Here is a 19,930-nt window from a genome sequence, read left to right as displayed (position 1 = left end):
GTCGTCAGATTTGCTGACAGCAAAATTCAATCACCGGCCCGGAGGTGTTCCTGCAGATAAACCTTCAGTTTATCGTAGTCGTTGTCAATGGGGAGGGCCACTCCCGTTTTACTTTCCAGCTCCTGCATACTGGGTGGGAGCTCGGGCAGGATATTCAGCAGTGACTTGATTTCTTCGGGGAACTTGGCCGGATGGGCGGTCTCCAGGGAGACGCAAGGCGATTCACCGCCGTATGCGGCCAGATAAAGTTCCAATCCCTTCCAACCCACGGCGCCATGGGGTTCCAGAATAGTGCCGTAACTTTCATAAATCCTTTTTATGGTTTTCCTTGTTTCCTCATCCGAGATGCCCGCGGAGAAGATGTGCCTCCGCATCTCATCGAGATCGGGGTATTTATGAACCTTACCCAGCCGGTCCACGGTGCCGCCGAATAAATCAAAAAAACGTGCCAGGTTGCTCGGATGGCCCACATTCATCGCATTGGAAAGACAGGCGCGGGAAGGGGATACCTTTTCGTAAACGCCGGTCTGCAAAAAGCGCGGGAATTCGTCATTTTCATTGGTGGGCATGATAAGCTTTTTGACCGGCAAGCCCATCCGTCGGGCGTACTCGCAACCCAGGGCATCGCCGAAATTTCCGGAGGGAACGGAAAAAATTATCTCTTCCCCGGCCTCGGCAAGCTGGGCATAGGCATAGACGTAGTAGATGATCTGAGGCATAATACGGCCGAAATTGATTGAATTGGCAGAAGAAACATTCATCCCGGCAAAGTCCGGATCGGCAAATACCCGTTTGACAAGGTTCTGACAGTCATCGAATTTTCCTGCGACCGACAGGGCCCGCACGTTGTCGCCGATGGTGTCAAGCTGCTTTTTCTGCATGCCGCTTACCTCTTCATCGGGATAAAGAATGTAAACATCCACGCCCGGTACGCCATGAAAGGCATCTCCTACAGCGCCGCCCGTGTCGCCCGAGGTGGCGACGAGGATGTTCAACCGCTCCCCGGGGTTCAGGAAATGACTCATCAGGCGGGCCATCAGGCGGGCGGCAAAATCCTTGAAAGAGGCCGTCGGTCCCTGATCCAGGCGCATGATATATTGCCTCTTCCGCACCAATTCGAGGGGCACAGCGAAATTATAAGAATCGTCAACAATTCTGCGTAAATCCTCTTTGGTTATTTCGTCTTTCAAAAATGACTCGGCGATCAGCATGGCCGTATCGGCATAGGGAGCGCCTTGCAGTGACTTGAGATCGGGCAGCGATAAGTGCGGGATTTGATCAGGCATAAAAAGACCCTCATCGGGCGCTTGTCCCATCAGCAGCGCCTCCTGAAAGGAAACCAGCTTTTGAAATGGTTCAATGCCGGAAGAGGCGTCCAAGTTTCTGTTTGTACTGTAGTAACGGATCATTGTCATTATATTCGCTCACCAATTTTATATGAAAATCCCCCCCATCCCCCCTTTACCAAAGGGGGGTTAAGGGGGGATTTTCATGTTTCGTTGTGCCCGCGCCGAGCATGGGCGTTATTTGATATTTGAAGACGCTCTTGCAAATACTACAATTTCCGGATACGATCAACCAAATTAAACGAAGGGTGAATATTCCATGATCGAGAACGTTACGAAACGTCTGACAGAAACAGTGCACGGCGCTGGTTGAGCATGCAAGATAGGTCCGGGCGACCTGAAGGAAGCATTGCGCGACTTGCCGCTAATTGCTGATCCGAATCTGATTGTCGGTATGGAGCATGCCGAAGATGCGGGCGTCTACAAACTCCGCGATGACCTTGCAATTGTGCAAACGATTGATTTTTTTACACCTATTGTTGATGACCCCTTTACTTTCGGCCAGATTGCCGTGACTAATGCGCTCAGCGACGTCTATGCCATGGGTGGCAAACCCCTGACCGCCATGAATGTGGTCTGCTTCCCCATCGGCAAGATGGACATTTCGATTCTGCGCGATATATTGCGCGGCGGGTTGGAAAAAATGCGGGAAGCCGGAGTATTACTGGTCGGTGGTCATAGTGTGGATGATGCTGAACTGAAATACGGCCTTTCTGTTACCGGTGTGATTCATCCGGACAAGGTCTTGCTGAACAGGGGAGCGAAAGCAGGGGATAAGCTGATTCTTACCAAGGCCCTGGGGACGGGCATTGTTTCTACGGCGCTGAAGCGGGGTATGGTCGAGGATGAATTGGCGGCTATATCGGTAAGCTCCATGACACGATTGAATAAACAGGCGGCCGAGCTGATGATTGAAGCCGGCAATGTCCATGCCGCCACAGACATCACTGGTTTTGGCTTCCTCGGTCATGCCTGCGAGATGATGGAGGGGAGCGGTCTTTCGATGATTATATCCGCCTCCCAAGTCCCATTTTTCCCCGGGGTACAGAGGCTGGCGGAAAGCGGCATCGTACCGGGCGGTCTCCACCGCAATAAACAGTTCCGCTTACCGATGATCGCTGTTGATTCCGCCTGTCCTCCCTGGTTGCTGGATATCCTTTTTGACCCGCAGACGGCAGGAGGATTGCTTATCGCTTTGCCTGCAGATGACGCGGAGCAATTGCTTGAAAAAATGCATCAGAAAGGCATCACAGAAGCCGCCATTGTCGGGGAAGTCGTCGCTGCGGCGGACGGGGTCATAAGAGTCCTCGCTTAGCTGACATTCCGACAAGATAATAAAAATCTCCCCGAACCCCTCTTTGTCAAAGAGGGGAATAATAATAAAACTCTTCCCTCTGCCGAAGAGGGGAATAATTATGAAATTCTTCCCTCTGTCGAAGAGGGGGATAATTATGAAATTCCCCCTTTAGTAAAGGGGGATTAAGGGGGATTTGTGCATGATAATCTTGTAGAATCAAGCGGCCTTGGCTTTATTGTCCGTCGCTGTCGCTGTAGTCGCGGCAGATGCAGCAGGAGTGGCTGTGGAATCGGTGCTTGCTGGTTTGGAATCTGCGGCGACCGTCTCTTTTTTACCTTCACTTACGCCGGACTTGTCATCTCTTACATTAGGTTTTTTCCCAGCATAATCAGTTACATACCAGCCTGATCCCTGGAGCTGGAAGGAGGAAAGAGACATTAGTTTATTGACGGGACCGTGACAAAACTTGCAGCTCTTGGCATCGGCCTCAGTAATCTTTTGGAAAACCTCAAATTCACTCCCGCATTTCTTGCACTTATATTCATAAATCGGCATATTAGCCCTCCCGTAATAATATCAATTCAAGAGATCGTCCAAACGATGGCGATCGCTAAAGCAATCCATAACTATTTTTAAATCGGGAAATGATATTGAAGACAGCATCTCCCCCGTAATGGCACGTACCCGTTGTTCCTCCTGGTCTTTTTCTGCGGGCGACGCCTCAAAATTTTCATCACCCGCAACAAAGCGGATTACATGAACGATTTCGTGGGCGGCAATGTAAAGCAACAAAGGCGGCAACTTAATGAAGGCCGCTGTTCTTTCCACCGCATCCAGTATCCGGTCGTCCTGCAGGCATATCCGGTAAAAATAGAAGCCGGTTTCATCCTCGGCGCTGCGCTCAGTTCGATAATGATAGCGGCACAAATGGGCGAACGCGTGTTCATTTATCTCATGCTGGTCAAGATGGGCCAGAGTTTTTACATCGTAGCGCAGGCCCTTCAGCTGGTCGCCGCTCAGGCGATAATGCCGGGCCGCCATTTTCTCCGCCTGGTCGAAGGCCCGGGTTGCCAGAGATATCTGGGACGCATCAAAATACATATAACCCGCAACTCCCATTGTTATCAACGCCGTGCCTAATATAGTGATATTTATCCTTCTGTCAATAATAAAATGCTGTCCGGTGTGACATTTCGTGAGATGGCGGGCGGCTGCGGGGAACAATTGCCGTTGACAATTGGTTTGCTAATGAATATATACAACAAGGCATTGCAGCTTCGCGAGAGTGGCGGAAATGGCAGACGCACTGGACTTAGGATCCAGCCCGCGCGAGCGGTTAGGGGTTCAACTCCCCTCTCTCGCACCAGAATAGTGTTTTTTACCGGGATCAGGAAAATTATATGACGAGGAGTGAGATATTGTGAGTGAGACGATAATGGCGGTGAAGGTGGAAGATGTCAATCCTGTTAAAAAGAAGTTGTCTTTTGACGTTCCCTGGGATGATGTAAAAAAGGAAATGGACGCGGTTTATCGGGAGGTCAGCAGGACGGCCAAGGTTAAAGGGTTCAGAAAGGGCAAGGTTCCCCGCAATATTTTAGAAACTCTCTATAAAGAATATGCTGAGACTGAGACGATTACCAAGCTCATAGAAAGATTATACTTTGAGGCTTTGCAGGCTAACGCCATAATGGCCGTCAACCATCCGGATATTGAACAGGGGCAGGGCATTGAACACGAGAAAAACTTTACCTTTGTGGCCACGGTGGAAGTGGCGCCCGTTATCGAGCCCAGAGGTTATACCGATCTGGCTTTGGAAAAAATTGAGCGGGACGTGACCGAGAAAGATGTGGAAGCCAAGCTGGAAGAGTACCGCCGCATGTTTGCCACCATGGATGAGATTCAGGAAGACAGGGGCATCAAAGAGGGTGATTTTATCACCCTGGATTTTGCTGGTAAAATTGATGGCGTAAGCAAGAAGGAACTGTCTGCGGAAGGTTTTTTTCTCGAAGTCGGCGCGAAAAGATTTATCCCTGGCTTTGAGGAGCAGTTGATCGGTGTGGTGAGAGGTGAACCAAAAGAGATTAACCTGAAGTTCCCCGACGATTATTATGCCAAGGATGTGGCCGGAAAAGATGCTGTCTTCAACTTTACGGTAAAAAATATCAAGGAGCAGAAGCTTCCGCCGTTAGACTCCAGTTTCATAGAAAATTTCGATACATTCGGTTCTATTGAGGAACTTAAAGATGATATCCGTCAGAAACTGACGGAACAAAACAAGGCCAGATCGCAAAATGACCTGCGCAATCTGACCGTTACTGAACTCCTGAAAGTAAATGAATTCGAGGTTCCGGAGTGCTATGTGGAACGTGAGTACCAGTATATGATGGCTGATACAAAAAGAAGGATGGCCATGGAGGGATTGGATAAGGACGCGGCAGCCGGATTACAAGCGAAATTTCAGGATCAATACCGGCAGGGAGCTATCCGGATGGTGAAGGTGGCCAGTTTATTAGACAGCATTGCCCGCAAGGAAGGTATTACAGTTGAAGATAGCGAGCTTCAGGCCAGGATTGACGAGATGGCCACGCAGTCACGGAATTATGACACTACGAAAAAGTATCTGGAAAAAGAGGAAATTAAAGCTAACCTCTCCAGAGAGATATTGCATAACAAGATATTCAAATTTATAGAAGATCATGCGCAAATTAAAGTAGTCAAGGAAGATAAGGACATGGATACGAAAGGGGTTGAAACAACATGACGCTCATTCCGATGGTGGTGGAACAGGATGGCCGGGGAGAGCGTGCCTATGATATATATTCGCGGCTTTTAAAGGATCGCATTATCTTTCTCGGAACGGCCATAGACGACAACGTGTCCAATCTGGTTGTGGCCCAGATGCTTTTTCTCGAGGCGGAAGACCCGGACCGGGAAATCTTCTTCTACATCAACAGCCCCGGCGGGCATGTAAGTTCCGGGCTGGCCATTTATGACACGATGCAATACATCAGATCGCCGATCTCTACGTTCTGCATGGGTCAGGCGGCCAGTATGGGGGCGCTGCTGCTTTGCGCCGGTAATAAAGGCAAGCGGTTCGCCTTGCCCCATGCCCGCATTCTCATCCACCAACCCCTGGGCGGCTTTCAGGGACAGGCGACCGACATTGATATTCAGGCGCGCGAGATATTGAGATTAAAGGACGAATTGAACCGCATTCTGGCCAATTTGACCGATCAATCCCTGGAGAAGATTCAATCGGATACGGAACGGGATTATTACATGACCAGCGAACAAGCTAAGGCCTATGGATTGATAGACGAGATTATCGTAAAAAAACCATTAAAGACTTCAACATAAGTATATGAACAAACAAAGAGGTATTGCTGATGACAAAGAAATTTGACAATCACAGAGACATACAGGGAATGCTGTTTTGTTCTTTTTGTGGCAAGTCGCAGGAGGAAGTCAGAAAACTTGTGGCTGGTCCTTCCGCCTATATTTGTGACGAATGTATAGATCTGTGCAAGTCTATCGTTGAGGAGCAAAATATACCCTCCGTGAACGAAGGCGTCAAGAGGGGCACACCGGAGCCTAAGGATATAAAGTTATTTTTAGATCAGTACGTTATAAGTCAGGAGCGCACCAAGAAAGTCCTTTCGGTAGCCGTTTATAATCACTATAGCCGTCTATTTTCCGGAGTAAAAAATGATGATGTAGAAATTCAGAAGAGCAACGTATTGCTGATCGGTCCCACGGGATCGGGTAAGACATTGCTGGCGAAAACTCTGGCCAAACTATTGAAGGTTCCCTTTACCATAGCCGATGCTACGACCTTGACGGAGGCCGGATATGTGGGCGAGGATGTCGAAAATATCATCCTGAGCCTGTTGCAGAACGCCGATTATGACGCGGAAAAGGCCTCCCGCGGGATCGTGTATATTGATGAAATTGACAAAATTGCCAAGAAATCCGGGAACCCTTCTATTACCCGGGATGTATCTGGTGAGGGCGTGCAACAGGCGCTGTTGAAAATTATGGAAGGCACCATAGCCAACGTTCCCCCCAAGGGAGGAAGAAAACATCCCCAGCAGGAATTTATTCAAGTCAACACAAATAATATTTTATTCATTTGCGGGGGGGCCTTCAATGACCTGGACAAGATTATTGCCCAGCGCGTGGGACATAACAGCATGGGGTTTGGCGCCGATATAATAAGTAAAAAGGAGAAAAATGTTGGTGAACTACTTTCAAAAATCCAATCCGAGGATCTTCTGAAATATGGCCTGATCCCGGAGTTTGTGGGCCGCCTGCCCGTGATAACGACCTTGAACGAGTTGGAAGAGGAGGAGATGGTAAGGATTCTGATAGAACCCAAGGATGCCATTATCAAGCAATACAAGAAGCTTTTTGAACTCATCAAGGTGAAATTGAAATTTACCGATGGCGCCCTGACCGCGATAGCCAAGTTGTCGGTGGAACGGAAATCAGGCGCCCGGGGGCTGCGTTCCATCATTGAAAACACGATGCTGGACATAATGTATGACCTGCCATCGCGCCATGATGTGCGAGAATGCGTGATTACGGAGGATGTCGTTATTAACGGCGCCCAGCCGATTTTACTTTTCGAACCGCAATCAGAAACGGCATAAGACAATGCTGAATTAGTAAGTTAAAAATTTGCCCGTTTATTAGGGGTCAGGATACAGGTAGGAAACTATGGTTGATTTCATTAACAAAGATGAACAGGATAAGATTACAGCTATGCCACTTTTACCTTTAAGGGACGTGGTTGTATTTCCCCACATGATTGTGCCGCTTTTCGTAGGCCGCGAGAGATCCATTTTCGCGCTGGAATCGGCCATGAAGTTTGAAAAAAGCATTTTTTTAGTGGCCCAGAAAAATGCCAAGAAGGATGAGCCGCACGAGGAAGATATTTACAATGTTGGTACCATTGGCACAATAATTCAGTTATTGCGCCTGCCTGATAGAACAGTCAAGGTTCTTGTTGAAGGACGTGTCCGGGGCGTAATTAAGGAATATCTACACGATGAAGAATTTTTCTATGCCAATGTGGAAGAGATTGCCGAGCTGCCGGATCCCGACCTGCAAATGACCGACGCCCTGATGAGGAGCATCAAGGAGGCCTTCGAGGCCTATTTGAAGCTGAGCAAGAAGGTGCATGTCGAAATATCGGGCACCGTTGCGGCCATGGATAATCCTTCCAAATTTGCGGATATCGTAATTTCCAACATTAACGTCAAACTCGAGGACAGGCAGAAAATACTCGAGATATTCAATATCAATGAGCGGATGGAAGCCATCTATGCCATGATCGTTGCGGAGAACGAAATCCTGCAGGTGGAGGAAAAGATCAAGCGCCGCGTCAAAAAGCAGATGGAAAAGACGCAGAAGGACTATTATCTAAACGAGCAGATGCGCGCCATCCAGAAAGAGATGGGGGATAAGGATGATATTAAAAATGAAATAGCCGAACTGGAAAAACGTCTAAAAGCGAAGAAATTATCAGAAGAGGCGAGTAAAAAGGTCAAGCAGGAAATAAAAAAGCTGCAGATGATGGCTCCCATGTCGGCTGAATCCACGGTGGTCAGAAACTATATAGAATGGCTGCTGGATATGCCCTGGGAGGAGAAAACCGAAAATACGCATAACTTGCTGGAATCGGAAGCCATGCTTGAGGAAGATCATCATGGTCTGAAGAAGGTGAAGGAGCGGATAATAGAATATCTGGCCGTACAGAGTCTGGTCAAAAAGAATAAAAGTTCCATCCTCTGCCTGGTAGGACCGCCGGGTGTTGGCAAGACCTCCATCGCGAAATCTGTCGCTCGCGCCACCAATAGAAAATTTGTCCGCATGTCGCTCGGGGGTGTCCGGGACGAGGCCGAGATCAGGGGGCACCGGCGAACTTACATCGGCGCTATGCCGGGCAAGATCATTCAGTTATTAAAAAAAGCCGGTTCCAATAACCCCGTTTTCTGCCTGGACGAGGTTGATAAATTAACCTCTGATTTCCGCGGTGATCCATCCTCCGCGCTGTTGGAGGTTCTTGATCCGGAGCAGAATAATGCCTTCAATGACAACTACCTGGAGGTAGATTATGACCTTTCCGACGTAATGTTTATCACGACGGCCAATGTCCTGCAAACCATACCGGCGCCATTGCAGGACCGGATGGAAGTGATCCGTATTGCGGGATATACGGAACCGGAAAAATTGAGTATTGCCCAGCGGTTTCTGGTGGCCAAGGAATTGGAAGCCAATGGCTTGACCAGCGCCAATCTGGTGTTTACAGATGGCGCCCTCCTGGCCATTATCCGCCAGTATACCCGGGAGGCTGGCGTCAGAAATCTGGAGCGGGAAATTGCCTCCATTTGTCGCAAAATTGCCCGCGAGATTGTTGCCAATGGTTTTCAAAATCAGTTTAAAATATCATCCAAATCTGTGGCGAAATATCTGGGCGTGCCGAAGCACCGGCATGGTGAAACAGAAGGCAAGGACGAAATTGGCTTGACGATAGGTCTGGCCTGGACGGAAGTAGGAGGTGAATTGCTGGTAGTGGAAACCTCCGTCATGAAGGGTAACGGGAAGATGACCCTGACGGGCAAACTGGGCGACGTGATGCAGGAATCGGCTCAGGCGGCTTTGACTTATGTGCGGGCCAGGGCGGAGCAGTTTGGCTTGGAGGACAATTTTTACAAGGAAATGGACATCCACGTCCATGTTCCCGAAGGCGCGATACCAAAGGATGGTCCCTCGGCGGGGATTGCTATTGCCACCTCCATTGCTTCGGTACTTACCAAAAGAAAGGTTCGCGCCGACCTGGCCATGACCGGGGAAATTACCCTGCGTGGCAGAGTCCTCCCGATCGGAGGATTAAAGGAGAAGCTGCTGGCGGCGCATCGCGGCAATATTAAAACGGTTATAATTCCCGAGGATAACGAAAAGGATCTGGCGGATGTTCCGGCCAATATATTAAAGGCCTTGAATATAGTTTTTGTTGGCAACGTGGACGATGTGCTAAAGGTCGCCTTGCTACCTGCGGCCGGAGAAATTGCCCGGAAGGAAACAGGCGCCGATGAATTACCGCTGATTGTTTTGCCAGCCGCGCAGGGTGCTACCCAGTTGCAAATAAATCATTAAATGGTATCTCGCCGCGATATTATTTCATTTATTGCTTGACAAAAAAGGGCGTAATTGTTAGACAGGCGCCCGTGAGGAAGGTTGATGGGGGCGGGTAGCTCAGCCGGGAGAGCGCCACGCTTACACCGTGGATGTCACAGGTTCAAGTCCTGTTCCGCCTACCAGGAAAGACAAGGTCGGACTGTCCTGTCAGCAAAGGGAGAGTTTTTGCATAAGAGTATTGCGGGGTCGTAGTTAAGTTGGTTATAACGCCGGCCTGTCACGTCGGAGGGCGTGGGTTCAAGTCCCATCGGCCCCGCCATTAATAAGAAAAAGGGGTTACGGTTAAATTCGTGACCCCTTTTTCTTTGCCTTAAAATCCATTTCCAATCCTGCGAAAGCGTCAAACGGTCGCGCAAACAATACGCTTTTAATATTGGTCATTATTGTGATATTCATTACAATCGTCAGCTATCAATGTTGGTCATTTTTTTCATAAAATAGTACCATGGGGAGGTGGAACCTGCATTATAAAAAGAGATTATTATTGGCATTTATTTCGGGTGGCTTGCTCTTTCTTTCCTTTCCCAAATACGGGGTAGGCAATGTTGCCTGGATTGCTTTGGTTCCTCTTTTATTGGCCCTGCAAAAGGAGTCAGTTAAGTCCGCCTTAATAACAGGTTTCGGCGCGGGTCTGGTATTCAATGTAGGGCTTATATACTGGATATCCTTAGTCATTGTAAACTACGGTTATTTACCTTTGGCGGCAGGTTTGGTCGCCATGTTGTTTTTGGCTGCCTACTTGAGCATTTATGTAGCCCTTTTTGCCGGCGGTATAGCATACTTGAGAGAGAAGGGCATCAACCAGATTATTGCCGCCCCTCTTTTATGGACTTGCCTGGAATATCTCAAGTCTCACCTGCTGACCGGTTTTCCCTGGGAAAATCTGGCCTACTCACAGTATCTTAATCTGCACGTTATCCAGATAGCAGATATTGCAGGCATCTACGGAATTACTTTTGTTATTGTTTTCATCAATGTCGTAATTGGCAACCTCCTTAATTACTTGCTGCCCGGCGATGATGGCAGGCGTTGGCAGCGTCCCGTCATGGAGGTTACCGGCGCCCTGCTGTTGCTGATTGCCATTTTTGTTTACGGCGAGCTGCGCATCAAAGAAGTCCGGGCACAACTCAAAACCGCGCCGTATATGGATGTTGCGCTTATTCAGGGTAACATTGATCAGAGCATCAAATGGAATCCACAAAATCAGCAGGAAACCTTGACGACTTATAAATCCCTTTCCAATCTGAAGCCGGCGTCAGGTTCCAGGCTTATTGTCTGGCCGGAAACGGCCGTGCCTTTCTACTTCCAGGATATGGATGACCGGTCCCGACAGGTTTACCAGGTGGCCAAAGAGACGGGCAATTGGCTTTTATTTGGCAGCCCCAGTTACATAAAGGAGCCGGGCGGCAGTGCTTCCTATTTAAACAGCGCCTTTCTCATCTCGCCTGCGGGGGCTGTTGCGGGACGTTACGATAAGGTGCATCTGGTGCCCTATGGCGAATATGTCCCCTTGCGGAGCTTGTTTCCCTTTATCGGCAAATTAGTCGTAGGCGTCGGAGACTTCCGTGCCGGGGAGGGCTATCATCCCCTGGCGATGAATAATCGTCAGCTTGGCGTGCTCATCTGTTATGAGGCAATTTTACCGGAGGCAAGTCGTATTTATAAGAGCAAGGGTGCAGAATTACTGGTAAATATTACGAACGATGCCTGGTTCGGCTTTTCGTCGGCGCCTTATCAGCATTTATCCATGACGGCGTTCCGGGCTGTGGAAAACAGGCTCTATGTTGTTCGTGCGGCCAATACAGGTATCAGCGCCATTGTTGATCCGGCCGGTAAAATAGTTGCCCGGACGGCATTATTCGTCGAGACGTCACTGTCAGGGCAGGTAAGATTTATTGACACCAGGACATTTTATATGGCATATGGTGACGCCTTTGTCTACCTGTGCCTTATTTCCCTGGCAGCGATATTGCTTAATTTCCGGAGGGGGAGAAAATTATGATCGAAGATTTAGCAGTAGCCGTAAAAGACCTGCAGAACAGGATTGCACAACTCAAGGACTATCTTTGACATAGCTAATAAAGAATATGTCATAAAAGAGCTGGAAAAGACCTCACTTAAGGATGATTTCTGGGGCGACGCCGATAAGGCCAGGGATACTCTGAAAGAAAAGAACAAGCTCCTAAATGAGGTGCATAGTTGGAGGCAGTATAAAAAGCTTATAGATGATCTCGTGCAGCTTTATGAGTTGGCGATAGAAGAAACGGATAATAATACCATAGAGGTCATCAGGGAAGAACTGTCTGATCTCGACAAGTCGGTCCGGGAAATGGAAATGAAAAGGATGCTGGGCAGCGACCAGGATCCTTTGAATGCCATAATATCCATTCATGCGGGCGCCGGCGGCACTGAAGCCCAGGACTGGGCGGAGATGCTGTTGCGTATGTATCTCCGGTGGGTGGACAGGAGGGGGTTTAAGGCAACCATCATAGATTATCAGCCCGGTGATGAGGCCGGTATCAAGAGTGTTTCTCTGACGATAGAAGGTACTTATGTTTACGGGTATAGCAAGGCGGAGATCGGTATCCACCGTCTCGTCCGCATCTCGCCTTTTGATGCCGCGGCCCGCCGGCACACTTCCTTTGCTTCCGTTTTTGTTTATCCGCAGATAGATGATAGTATCGTAATCGAAATAGATGAAAAGGATTTGCGCATTGATACCTTCAGATCGAGCGGCGCCGGCGGACAGCATGTCAATAAAACGGACTCTGCCGTGCGGATTACCCACTTGCCGACGGGAATTGTCGTGCAATGTCAGAACGAACGCTCCCAGCACAAGAACAAGTCTATGGCCATGAAGTACCTGAAATCACGTCTTTATGAGAAGAAACTGCGGGAACAGAATGAAACGCTGGCAGAGATAAATAAGTCGAAAAAAGACATTGCCTGGGGCAGCCAGATCCGTTCTTATGTCCTGCACCCCTATAAAATGGTGAAAGATCATCGCACCAATTTGGAGGTAGGAAACGTGACCCGTGTTCTGGATGGGGACATAGATGATTTCATTGAGTCCTACCTTTTGCAGGCTCAGAAGTGATAATCGCTGGAGAGTATAGAGGTGAAACGAGCCTGACGGTGCGCCGTCACAAACGATAACGAAAATCTCCCCTAACCCCTCTTTGCCAAAGAGGGGAACAACAAATTCCCCCTTTAGAAAAGGGGGATGAAGGGGGATTTGAAGAGCATTTTCGAGTGAAAGGTGGCGTTGAAAATCATAGGGGAAAAGGCAAAATTATGGTATGGGACGAAACGATTGTGATAATTTCCTGAAAATATGAAGTCAGTGAAAAAGGAGCCCAGGCAAATGATAAGACGAGGAAGCTTTATTGGACTGGTATCACCTTTAATTTTTATTATTTTATTGGCCGTTTTCATCCCCGGTAAATCTGCGGTTGCAGCGGAAAGTGAAAGTCAAACCAATGATATCCAATCCCAGGAAAAACTCGACAGCAAGCTGGCAGGGGAACAGGATATCATGGAGAAGGCCTTGGAATTGCTAAACAGTTCTCATGAATTCTGGGTCAAAGGCGACATAGAATACGCTCTGGAGGCATTAGATCAGGCCTATGCCATTCTTTTGGATACCAATGGCGATGCCGATATTGCCCGTCAAAAAGATGATCTGCGTCTCTTGATATCCAAGAAAATCTTGGCCATCTATACGTCCCGGCAATCGGTCACCACCGGTCGGCGCGGCGAAATACCCCTGGTGATGAATACTGAAGTAGAGAGAGAAATCCATAGCTTTCAAACAATAGAAAGGGATTTCTTCATCTCGTCTTATCAGCGGGCTGCATTTTTCCGTCCTGTTGTTGTGACGGCCTTGAAGAAAGCCGGCTTGCCTGAGGAACTATCCTGGCTTCCTCTCGTGGAAAGCGGCTTCAAGATTCGCGCTCTTTCGCGGGCACGGGCTTTGGGCTTATGGCAATTCATCCCCTCGACGGGTTACAAATATGGTTTGAATCGCGATGACTGGGTGGACGAAAGGATGGATGTAGAAAAATCTACCCAGGGGGCTATCGGCTACCTGAAAGACCTGCATGATATGTTTGGCGACTGGCTGACGGTTCTGGCCGGTTATAATTGCGGCGAAGGTCGGGTGCTGAGGATTATATCGGGACAGCACATTAATTATCTGGATCGCTTCTGGGATTTGTACAACCAGTTGCCCAGAGAAACTGCGCGTTATGTCCCGCGTTTTTTAGCAACCCTGCATATTATTAAAGATCCTAAAAAATACGGTATGGACCTTGAGGTTATCCAGGCAGAAAAGCAACCAGCTTTTGTCTATGCGAAAGTTAAAACCTCCAAAGTAATGAATTTGCAAGATATTGCTTCACGTCTGGACATTTCGGAAGAGCATTTGAGCACTCTGAATGCCGAGCTGAGGCATAAAAAAACACCTGATAAGGACTATATACTCAAAGTACCACCGGAATCGTTGGAGAAATTCGTTCAGGTGATAGATGAAATCCCTCAGGCGGAGAAGCCGCGGAACACCGAATCGCGTCGTCCCGCGACCATCAAGCATAAGGTAAAGGCAGGCGAAACGATAGCCTCCATTGCCAATAGATACAGAACCACCTCCGGCGCCATCAGGAAGCAAAACCGGTTTCTGGCCAAAAGTAACCTTAAGGCCGGTCAGACGCTGGCAATCGCCGTTCGCGACTCCCAGCCGGTGAAAACTTCCGGAAACAGGGAAAAGAGCGCCGATGTGTCGGGCGGGTCAAATGCTACTGTAATGTACAGGGTAAAAAAGGGCGATAGCATATTCGCCTTGGCAAAACGTTTTGACACCAGTGTTGATGAAATTAAAAAAACGAATAATTTGAAAAGTTTAACCCTGAAAGTTGGCCAGAAACTGAAATTGGAGAAGAAAGCTGTCACGCAAGATGAGGGCAAGCAGAAAGGGGAAAACCGTTCCGCCAAGAAGTCGTCAAAGGGGCGAACGGTTAAAAAGCAGTGAACCAGAATCAGGGGAGGGTAAAAAGAACTATTGTAAAAAATCGGCAAGTGAGCTAAAGATGACGCAAAGTGTGTTAATATTTCAAGTTACCATATAAAACATACAGGTGATTTTTTTGATAGACATGTATATATGCAAAAAAAGGGGGCAACGGATCGCTGATATTTGCGAAGATGTAGCCTGTGAGTGGCGTCTGAGAAATGAAAATTTTCTTAACTGCACCTGGGTAGCCTGTAATTACGGTCCCTTTACGTTGGAAGAAGTGGGAGAGATGATGGGGGTGACGAGGGAACGGATAAGGCAGATAGAGGCAAAGGCGTTGAAGAAACTACAGCATAAAAAGAGAAGAGATCAACTGCGGGATTTTGCTTCCCCTGATACGGACTGGGAAAAACAGAATTTTATATAGACCTGTTCTTCTTATTTTTTTTCAATTCATCCAGGTACTCAGTCATATGTTCCCGCTGCTCGGTTCTGGTAAAAAGCTGGGCCGTTAAGCCGCATTCAATATCCAACAGCGACGCCGTATCCATTTTCTGGCTGAGATGGGAAATCTTCTTGACGGCTTCAAGCGCTCGCACCGATCTCTTTGAAAGTTCTTCTGCCATAATTATGGCCTCGGTCATCAATTTGTCCGGTGAAACCACTTTGTTAGCCAGGCCGATACGCAGGGCCTCCTTGGCGGCGATAGGCTCGCCAAACATGGAGATTTCTTTTGCCTTGGCGGTACCGACAAGCTCCTTTAAGGGTGCGAAGAGAGGATTCATTCCAAACTTTAGTTCGGGGTGACTGAAAATCGCGCTTTCCGAGGCGATAATAATATCGCAGACAGTTGCCATGTTAAAGCCGCCGCCTAACGCTATACCGCCCACGGCGGCGATAACAGGTTTATTGAAGTTGTATATTTGTTTAAAGTACTCGCTGAGTGCCTTGAAATAGTCATCAACAGCATCGCTGGTCAGAAGCATCATTTCTTTGATGTCCATGCCGGCCGAAAAGATGTAATCTCCTCCCGTCAGAATGACTGCCGAGATCTCCCTATCGGAGGCGAGTGAGGCAAAACAGCCCTGAATCTCCAGACGCATTTCCCGGGAAAGAGCATTCATTTCGCGGGGGCGATTCATGGTTATGATTGTATAGCCCTGTCGTTGCTCTACAATAATAGTCTTATAATCCATATTCATAAATTAAATTAAGCCCTTGGGGCATAGTGGGAACATTGTTTTTCAGGGCGGTCGCGAAAGAGGCGGCCGTACTCTGCAGGATGAAATCCCAGAAAGTTACATCCTTTTTCTTGGGATAGACAAAGTCGGGAGTCCCTTTTATGCCGGCCATTTTCCCTGCCAGTTGCAGTGCGAATGACTTGTCTCCCAAAAAATCAACCAGTTTTTGCTGGAGAGCTTGTCTACCGGAAAAAACCCGGCCATCGGCTATTTTCTTCACCTCTTCCAGGGGAATTTTTCTGTCCTGGGCGATAACATCTATAAATTGAAAATAAATATCATCAACGAGGACCTGAAGGATCTGTTTTTCTTCGTCCGACATGCCCCTCGTCGGTGAGCCGATATCCTTGTATTTGCCGCTTTTAATGACGGAGGGTTTAAGGCCGATTTTCTTCAGCAGGTCTTCAGCGTTGGCAAAGTACATAATTGCCGAAATACTGCCCGTAACCGTACCGGGGTTGGCCACAATTTTATTGGCGGCACAGGCAACCATATACCCTCCGGAAGCGGCAACGGAGCCGAGAGAGGCGACAACTATTTTATTTTTTCGTATTCTCTTCACGGCGGCATAGATTTCCTGAGAGGCGGCGACGCCACCGCCGGGGGAATCTATGCGCACGACAACAGCTTTAATGTTGCTATCCTTGCCGAATTCATCAAGTTGCTCGACTGCCTCCTGCGAACTCGAGATGACGCCGCGGATGCTGACAATTCCAACCTTCTCCGGGCTGTTAAATAATTTAGCGTCGCCCGTTAAAGCATTGAAGCCATATAAAAGGATGATGGATCCCAAGCCTAATAGAAAAATCAGGCAGAAACCATATATGACGGGATGCTTTCTCATGACAGGCCATTTGCCGCTTTCAATTCTCGGCGCTTATAATCCTGATATCAGCCAAGGCTTTGCCAAGATTTGAACCCACACTCTCCCGGTTGTTGATATAGTGGTTGGCCGAGTGTCCTTCCGTTTCCGCCTCGCCATCCTTTAAACTCAGCCGGATTTTCTTGTTCTTGACGTCAATATTTTTAATCGTGGCCGTGACCGTATCTCCGACTGAGAAAAGTTCGGTCGTTGATTTTACCCTTTTGTTACTAAGCTCAGAAATGTGAACCAACCCTTCAATGCCATCCTCTATCTCCACGAACATACCGAAATCGGTGATATTCGTCACTTTTCCCGAGACAATGGCGCCCGGAGCATATTTGGAACTGAGCTGCTCCCAGGGATTTGGTTCGATCTGCTTCAAACCCAGCGAAAATTTTTCATTCTCCACATCCACATGGAGCACCATGGCCTCTACTTCTTGACCCTTGACATAAAGCTCCGCCGGATTAGTCACCCGCTGTTTCCAGGAAATATCGGACACATGTATCAAGCCGTCAATGCCTTCCTCAACGCCCACAAAGATGCCAAAGTTGGTAATATTTCTAATGACGCCTCTTATGACGGTTCCTTCGGGGTATTTTTCTTTAATGGCTTCCCATGGATTGGGTGTTGTTTGCTTTAAACCAAGAGAAATGCGCTTGTTCTCCTGATTTATGTCAATGACCATAACCTTGATAGTATTCCCGACTGACAAGAGTTTGGAAGGATGTTTAATCTCTCTGGTCCAGAACATTTCCGAGACGTGGATCAGACCCTCTACCCCTGGTTCGATCTCGATAAAAGCGCCGTAATCGGCAATGCTGACAATTTTCCCTTCTATAATTGAGCCGATGGGATATTTTTCGGCAATGGAGAGCCAGGGATTGTCGGCCAGTTGCTTGAGCCCTAAGGAAACTCTTTCCTTTTCCCGATCGAAGGAAAGCACAACGACCTTGATCTTGCTGCCCTTGGTAAAGTGATCAGCGGGACGGGTAATTCTTCCCCACGATATGTCTGTTACATGGAGCAAACCGTCAATACCGCCCAAATCAATAAATATGCCGTAATCAGTGATATTTTTGACTATTCCCTCAACTATCTTGCCTTCCGCGAGGTTCTCCAGCGTATTCGTCTTTTCCATTTCCCGTTCTTTTTCCAGGATAGTCCGCCTGGATAAGACAATATTGCTTCTTCTGCGGTCGTATTTGAGGACGTGAAAAAGCATCGTTTTACCGACAAACTTGTCCAGGTCTCGGACTGGCCTAAGGTCAACCTGAGAACCGGGTAGAAACGCGGGCACGCCGACGTCAACGGAAAGCCCACCCTTTACCCTCTCCTTGACCAGGCCCTTGATGGCCTCATTTTGTTCGCAGGCTATTTTTATATCATCCCATACCCTTATTTTGGCGGCCTTATCTCTGGATAAAACGAGGCTGCCTTCTTCGTCCTTCCTGTCAATAAAAACCTCGATGTTATCAGCGACTGAAAAAGTAACTATGCCATTTTCATCTCTCAGTTCCCTGATCGGGATGTAGCCTTCCGTTTTCCAGCCCACATCTACCATGGCGACGTCATTAGTTATTTGCACGATCTTCCCCGTAACAATTTCGCCAAACTGCACATTCTGAAGACTTTGCTCATAAAGATCTTTAAAACAAAAATCCGCATCCCTCGCCGGTGAGGGATGGTTCGACAGTTCCTTTGCCAGGAAATTACTGTCTGCATCCGGTTCTGAAACATGGTTATCATCGTTGACCATTAAACAAGTACCCCCTAAAAAATTGTAAATGCTTGATAAATTCAGTCGCGAATAACACATCAATCACGAAATATCAAGATAATAAAAGCTCGGAATTGACACAGGGGAATGATTATTTTGTCAGTCTATGACATAACCCCGATAAACGGGATAAGTAAGTTTACGACATTATTTTCTGCCAGAAATATGCAGGAAATAATGTCTAACTTACTAAAATTAACCCGGCCATTTTATCCACGACATCCTGGACCGTCATATTGGTGGAATCAATAATATAGGCATCAGCAGCGGGTTTAAGCGGCGCTGTCTCGCGTTCTCTGTCCTGCCTGTCTCTGAGCAGGAGAGCGCTTGCCACTTTTTCGTAGTTCCCATCAGCGTCAGCGTTCCTGGCAAAAAGCTCCTGATAGCGCCGTTGGGCACGTTCCGAAGTCGTTGCATCTAAGTAAAACTTAAAATCAGCCTCGGGAAAGACGACTGTTCCCATGTCTCGGCCTTCGGCAACGATTCCTCCTGGGGATCCCACTTTTCTTTGAATTTCAAGCAGGGCTTGCCTGACACAGGGGCGCGCCGATATGGTGGAAGCAAGGATGCTGATTTCCTCCGTCCGGATTTTTTCCGTTACATCCTCGCCATCCACAAAGACAAGAAAAATGCCCCCCCTGTTCTCGGTGTGGATTTTTATGCTTCGGCCTATCTGGGCTAATTGTTCATCATTTTCGGGTAATATGCCATTTTGTTTTGCCTGATAGGCGTAAGCTCGGTAATAGGCGCCGGTGTCCAGGTATAGATAGCCAAGTTTTGCCGCTAAGGCTTTACTCACCGTGCTTTTCCCTGCCCCACCAGGGCCGTCTATCGTGACTACCAGCTTTTTCTCCATCATGTGGCCTCCGCAGTTATCGCATTGATAACAGTAAATATAAGTTACTCATCTGGCGAGCATGCTATCACAACTGCCGGAGGTCCACAACAGTAAACCGCAGCATTAACTACTTGTATTAATATGGCAAAATGGTTATTTTATCGAAGTCGTGATCGGCGACTGATGCGCTTGTATAGCAGCTTTCTTTTGGTAATAATCGAGAAGTCCTTCAGAAGAATATAGATGTACCCGAAAATGTCTCCACGAGTCAGCACCTTTGAGTTCAGAATTGACGAGATGATTACCACTTCAACTAATGGATTTTGCTCTGCCATCGAAACATCGTTCCGTCACG

The 19,930-nt window shown here is 48.0% G+C and carries 15 protein-coding genes, 3 tRNA genes and 1 pseudogene; 12 read left to right on the top strand and 7 right to left on the bottom strand.

Annotation, left to right across the window (positions count from 1 at the left end; genetic code table 11):
* Nucleotides 1–26: 26 nt before the first annotated feature.
* Nucleotides 27–1,415, bottom strand: a complete 1,389-nt coding sequence (thrC, locus tag NT140_05240) for a threonine synthase (protein ID MCX5831277.1) — start codon at nt 1,413–1,415, stop codon at nt 27–29.
* Nucleotides 1,416–1,605: 190 nt separating this feature from the next.
* Here thrC and selD point away from each other — a divergent pair, with 190 nt between their 5' ends.
* Nucleotides 1,606–2,661, top strand: a complete 1,056-nt coding sequence (gene selD, locus NT140_05235; GenBank protein MCX5831276.1) for a selenide, water dikinase SelD — start codon at nt 1,606–1,608, stop codon at nt 2,659–2,661.
* 198 nt (nt 2,662–2,859) lie between these two features.
* Here the strand turns inward: selD and NT140_05230 are convergent, their stop codons facing one another.
* Together NT140_05230 and NT140_05225 are read right to left on the bottom strand one after the other, a co-directional pair.
* Nucleotides 2,860–3,198 (bottom strand): zinc ribbon domain-containing protein, encoded by a 339-nt coding sequence (locus NT140_05230; GenBank protein ID MCX5831275.1) that lies wholly within the window; start codon nt 3,196–3,198, stop codon nt 2,860–2,862.
* A 21-nt stretch (nt 3,199–3,219) separates the two neighbouring features.
* Nucleotides 3,220–3,744 carry a hypothetical protein gene (locus NT140_05225; protein MCX5831274.1) on the bottom strand — a complete coding sequence of 175 codons (525 nt, stop codon included), beginning with the start codon at nt 3,742–3,744 and terminating at the stop codon, nt 3,220–3,222.
* 178 nt (nt 3,745–3,922) lie between these two features.
* On the opposite strand from NT140_05225, the gene NT140_05220 reads away from it, so the two are divergent.
* From NT140_05220 to NT140_05170, 11 genes and pseudogenes are all read left to right on the top strand, one after another.
* Nucleotides 3,923–4,009, top strand: a tRNA-Leu gene (locus tag NT140_05220).
* Nucleotides 4,010–4,063: 54 nt separating this feature from the next.
* Nucleotides 4,064–5,404 (top strand): trigger factor, encoded by a 1,341-nt coding sequence (tig, locus tag NT140_05215; GenBank protein ID MCX5831273.1) that lies wholly within the window; start codon nt 4,064–4,066, stop codon nt 5,402–5,404.
* Nucleotides 5,401–6,000, top strand: coding sequence for an ATP-dependent Clp endopeptidase proteolytic subunit ClpP (gene clpP / locus NT140_05210; protein ID MCX5831272.1), 600 nt, complete (start codon nt 5,401–5,403; stop codon nt 5,998–6,000). Before tig ends, clpP begins: the two co-directional genes overlap by 4 nt.
* Before the next feature lie 29 nt (nt 6,001–6,029).
* Nucleotides 6,030–7,292: an ATP-dependent Clp protease ATP-binding subunit ClpX gene (clpX, locus tag NT140_05205; GenBank protein ID MCX5831271.1), complete on the top strand. Its 1,263-nt coding sequence runs from the start codon at nt 6,030–6,032 to the stop codon at nt 7,290–7,292.
* 67 nt (nt 7,293–7,359) lie between these two features.
* Entirely contained in the window at nt 7,360–9,801 is a 2,442-nt protein-coding gene (lon, locus tag NT140_05200) for an endopeptidase La (protein ID MCX5831270.1), read from the top strand.
* Between the two features lie 88 nt (nt 9,802–9,889).
* Nucleotides 9,890–9,965: transfer RNA gene (locus NT140_05195), tRNA-Val, on the top strand.
* A 60-nt stretch (nt 9,966–10,025) separates the two neighbouring features.
* Nucleotides 10,026–10,102, top strand: a tRNA-Asp gene (locus tag NT140_05190).
* A 225-nt stretch (nt 10,103–10,327) separates the two neighbouring features.
* Nucleotides 10,328–11,845: an apolipoprotein N-acyltransferase gene (gene lnt / locus NT140_05185; GenBank protein MCX5831269.1), complete on the top strand. Its 1,518-nt coding sequence runs from the start codon at nt 10,328–10,330 to the stop codon at nt 11,843–11,845.
* Nucleotides 11,842–12,940 (top strand): peptide chain release factor 2 gene (gene prfB / locus NT140_05180; GenBank protein MCX5831268.1). Its coding sequence is split into 2 segments (ribosomal slippage): nt 11,842–11,910 and nt 11,912–12,940, totalling 1,098 coding nucleotides; the frame shifts between segments, so codons are not numbered across the junction. The genes lnt and prfB overlap by 4 nt, the downstream gene beginning before the upstream one ends.
* 267 nt (nt 12,941–13,207) lie before the next feature.
* Nucleotides 13,208–14,869, top strand: coding sequence for a LysM peptidoglycan-binding domain-containing protein (locus tag NT140_05175; protein MCX5831267.1), 1,662 nt, complete (start codon nt 13,208–13,210; stop codon nt 14,867–14,869).
* A gap of 250 nt (nt 14,870–15,119) precedes the next feature.
* Nucleotides 15,120–15,278 (top strand): annotated as a pseudogene (locus NT140_05170) (hypothetical protein).
* On the opposite strand, the gene NT140_05165 reads toward NT140_05170, so the two are convergent.
* The 4 genes from NT140_05165 to cmk form a co-directional block, all read right to left on the bottom strand.
* Nucleotides 15,271–16,053 carry an enoyl-CoA hydratase/isomerase family protein gene (locus tag NT140_05165; GenBank protein MCX5831266.1) on the bottom strand — a complete coding sequence of 261 codons (783 nt, stop codon included), beginning with the start codon at nt 16,051–16,053 and terminating at the stop codon, nt 15,271–15,273. The pseudogene NT140_05170 and the gene NT140_05165 sit on opposite strands and share 8 nt — an antisense overlap.
* On the bottom strand, nt 16,037–16,936 hold the full coding sequence (gene sppA / locus NT140_05160; protein ID MCX5831265.1) for a signal peptide peptidase SppA: 900 nt from the start codon (nt 16,934–16,936) through the stop codon (nt 16,037–16,039). The genes NT140_05165 and sppA overlap by 17 nt, the downstream gene beginning before the upstream one ends.
* A gap of 19 nt (nt 16,937–16,955) precedes the next feature.
* Nucleotides 16,956–18,716, bottom strand: coding sequence for a 30S ribosomal protein S1 (locus NT140_05155; GenBank protein MCX5831264.1), 1,761 nt, complete (start codon nt 18,714–18,716; stop codon nt 16,956–16,958).
* 202 nt (nt 18,717–18,918) lie between these two features.
* On the bottom strand, nt 18,919–19,596 hold the full coding sequence (gene cmk / locus NT140_05150) for a (d)CMP kinase (GenBank protein ID MCX5831263.1): 678 nt from the start codon (nt 19,594–19,596) through the stop codon (nt 18,919–18,921).
* Nucleotides 19,597–19,930 lie beyond the last annotated feature (334 nt).

The sequence above is a fragment of the Deltaproteobacteria bacterium genome (assembly GCA_026388415.1).
GTDB lineage: Bacteria > Desulfobacterota > Syntrophia > Syntrophales > JACQWR01 > JAPLJV01.
The sequence above is the reverse complement of the archived record's forward strand: the minus strand, read 5'-3'. Positions and strand labels throughout refer to the sequence as shown.

Excerpts from the sequence above, each read along its gene's own strand:
- NT140_05225 (MCX5831274.1), bottom strand. The coding sequence starts at position 3,744 with ATGTATTTTGATGCGTCCCAGATATCTCTGGCAACCCGGGCCTTCGAC.
- sppA (MCX5831265.1), bottom strand. The coding sequence starts at position 16,936 with ATGAGAAAGCATCCCGTCATATATGGTTTCTGCCTGATTTTTCTATTA.
- NT140_05230 (MCX5831275.1), bottom strand. The coding sequence starts at position 3,198 with ATGCCGATTTATGAATATAAGTGCAAGAAATGCGGGAGTGAATTTGAG.
- thrC (MCX5831277.1), bottom strand. The coding sequence starts at position 1,415 with ATGACAATGATCCGTTACTACAGTACAAACAGAAACTTGGACGCCTCT.
- NT140_05175 (MCX5831267.1), top strand. The coding sequence starts at position 13,208 with ATGATAAGACGAGGAAGCTTTATTGGACTGGTATCACCTTTAATTTTT.
- clpP (MCX5831272.1), top strand. The coding sequence starts at position 5,401 with ATGACGCTCATTCCGATGGTGGTGGAACAGGATGGCCGGGGAGAGCGT.
- clpX (MCX5831271.1), top strand. The coding sequence starts at position 6,030 with ATGACAAAGAAATTTGACAATCACAGAGACATACAGGGAATGCTGTTT.
- lon (MCX5831270.1), top strand. The coding sequence starts at position 7,360 with ATGGTTGATTTCATTAACAAAGATGAACAGGATAAGATTACAGCTATG.
- NT140_05165 (MCX5831266.1), bottom strand. The coding sequence starts at position 16,053 with ATGAATATGGATTATAAGACTATTATTGTAGAGCAACGACAGGGCTAT.
- NT140_05155 (MCX5831264.1), bottom strand. The coding sequence starts at position 18,716 with ATGGTCAACGATGATAACCATGTTTCAGAACCGGATGCAGACAGTAAT.
- cmk (MCX5831263.1), bottom strand. The coding sequence starts at position 19,596 with ATGATGGAGAAAAAGCTGGTAGTCACGATAGACGGCCCTGGTGGGGCA.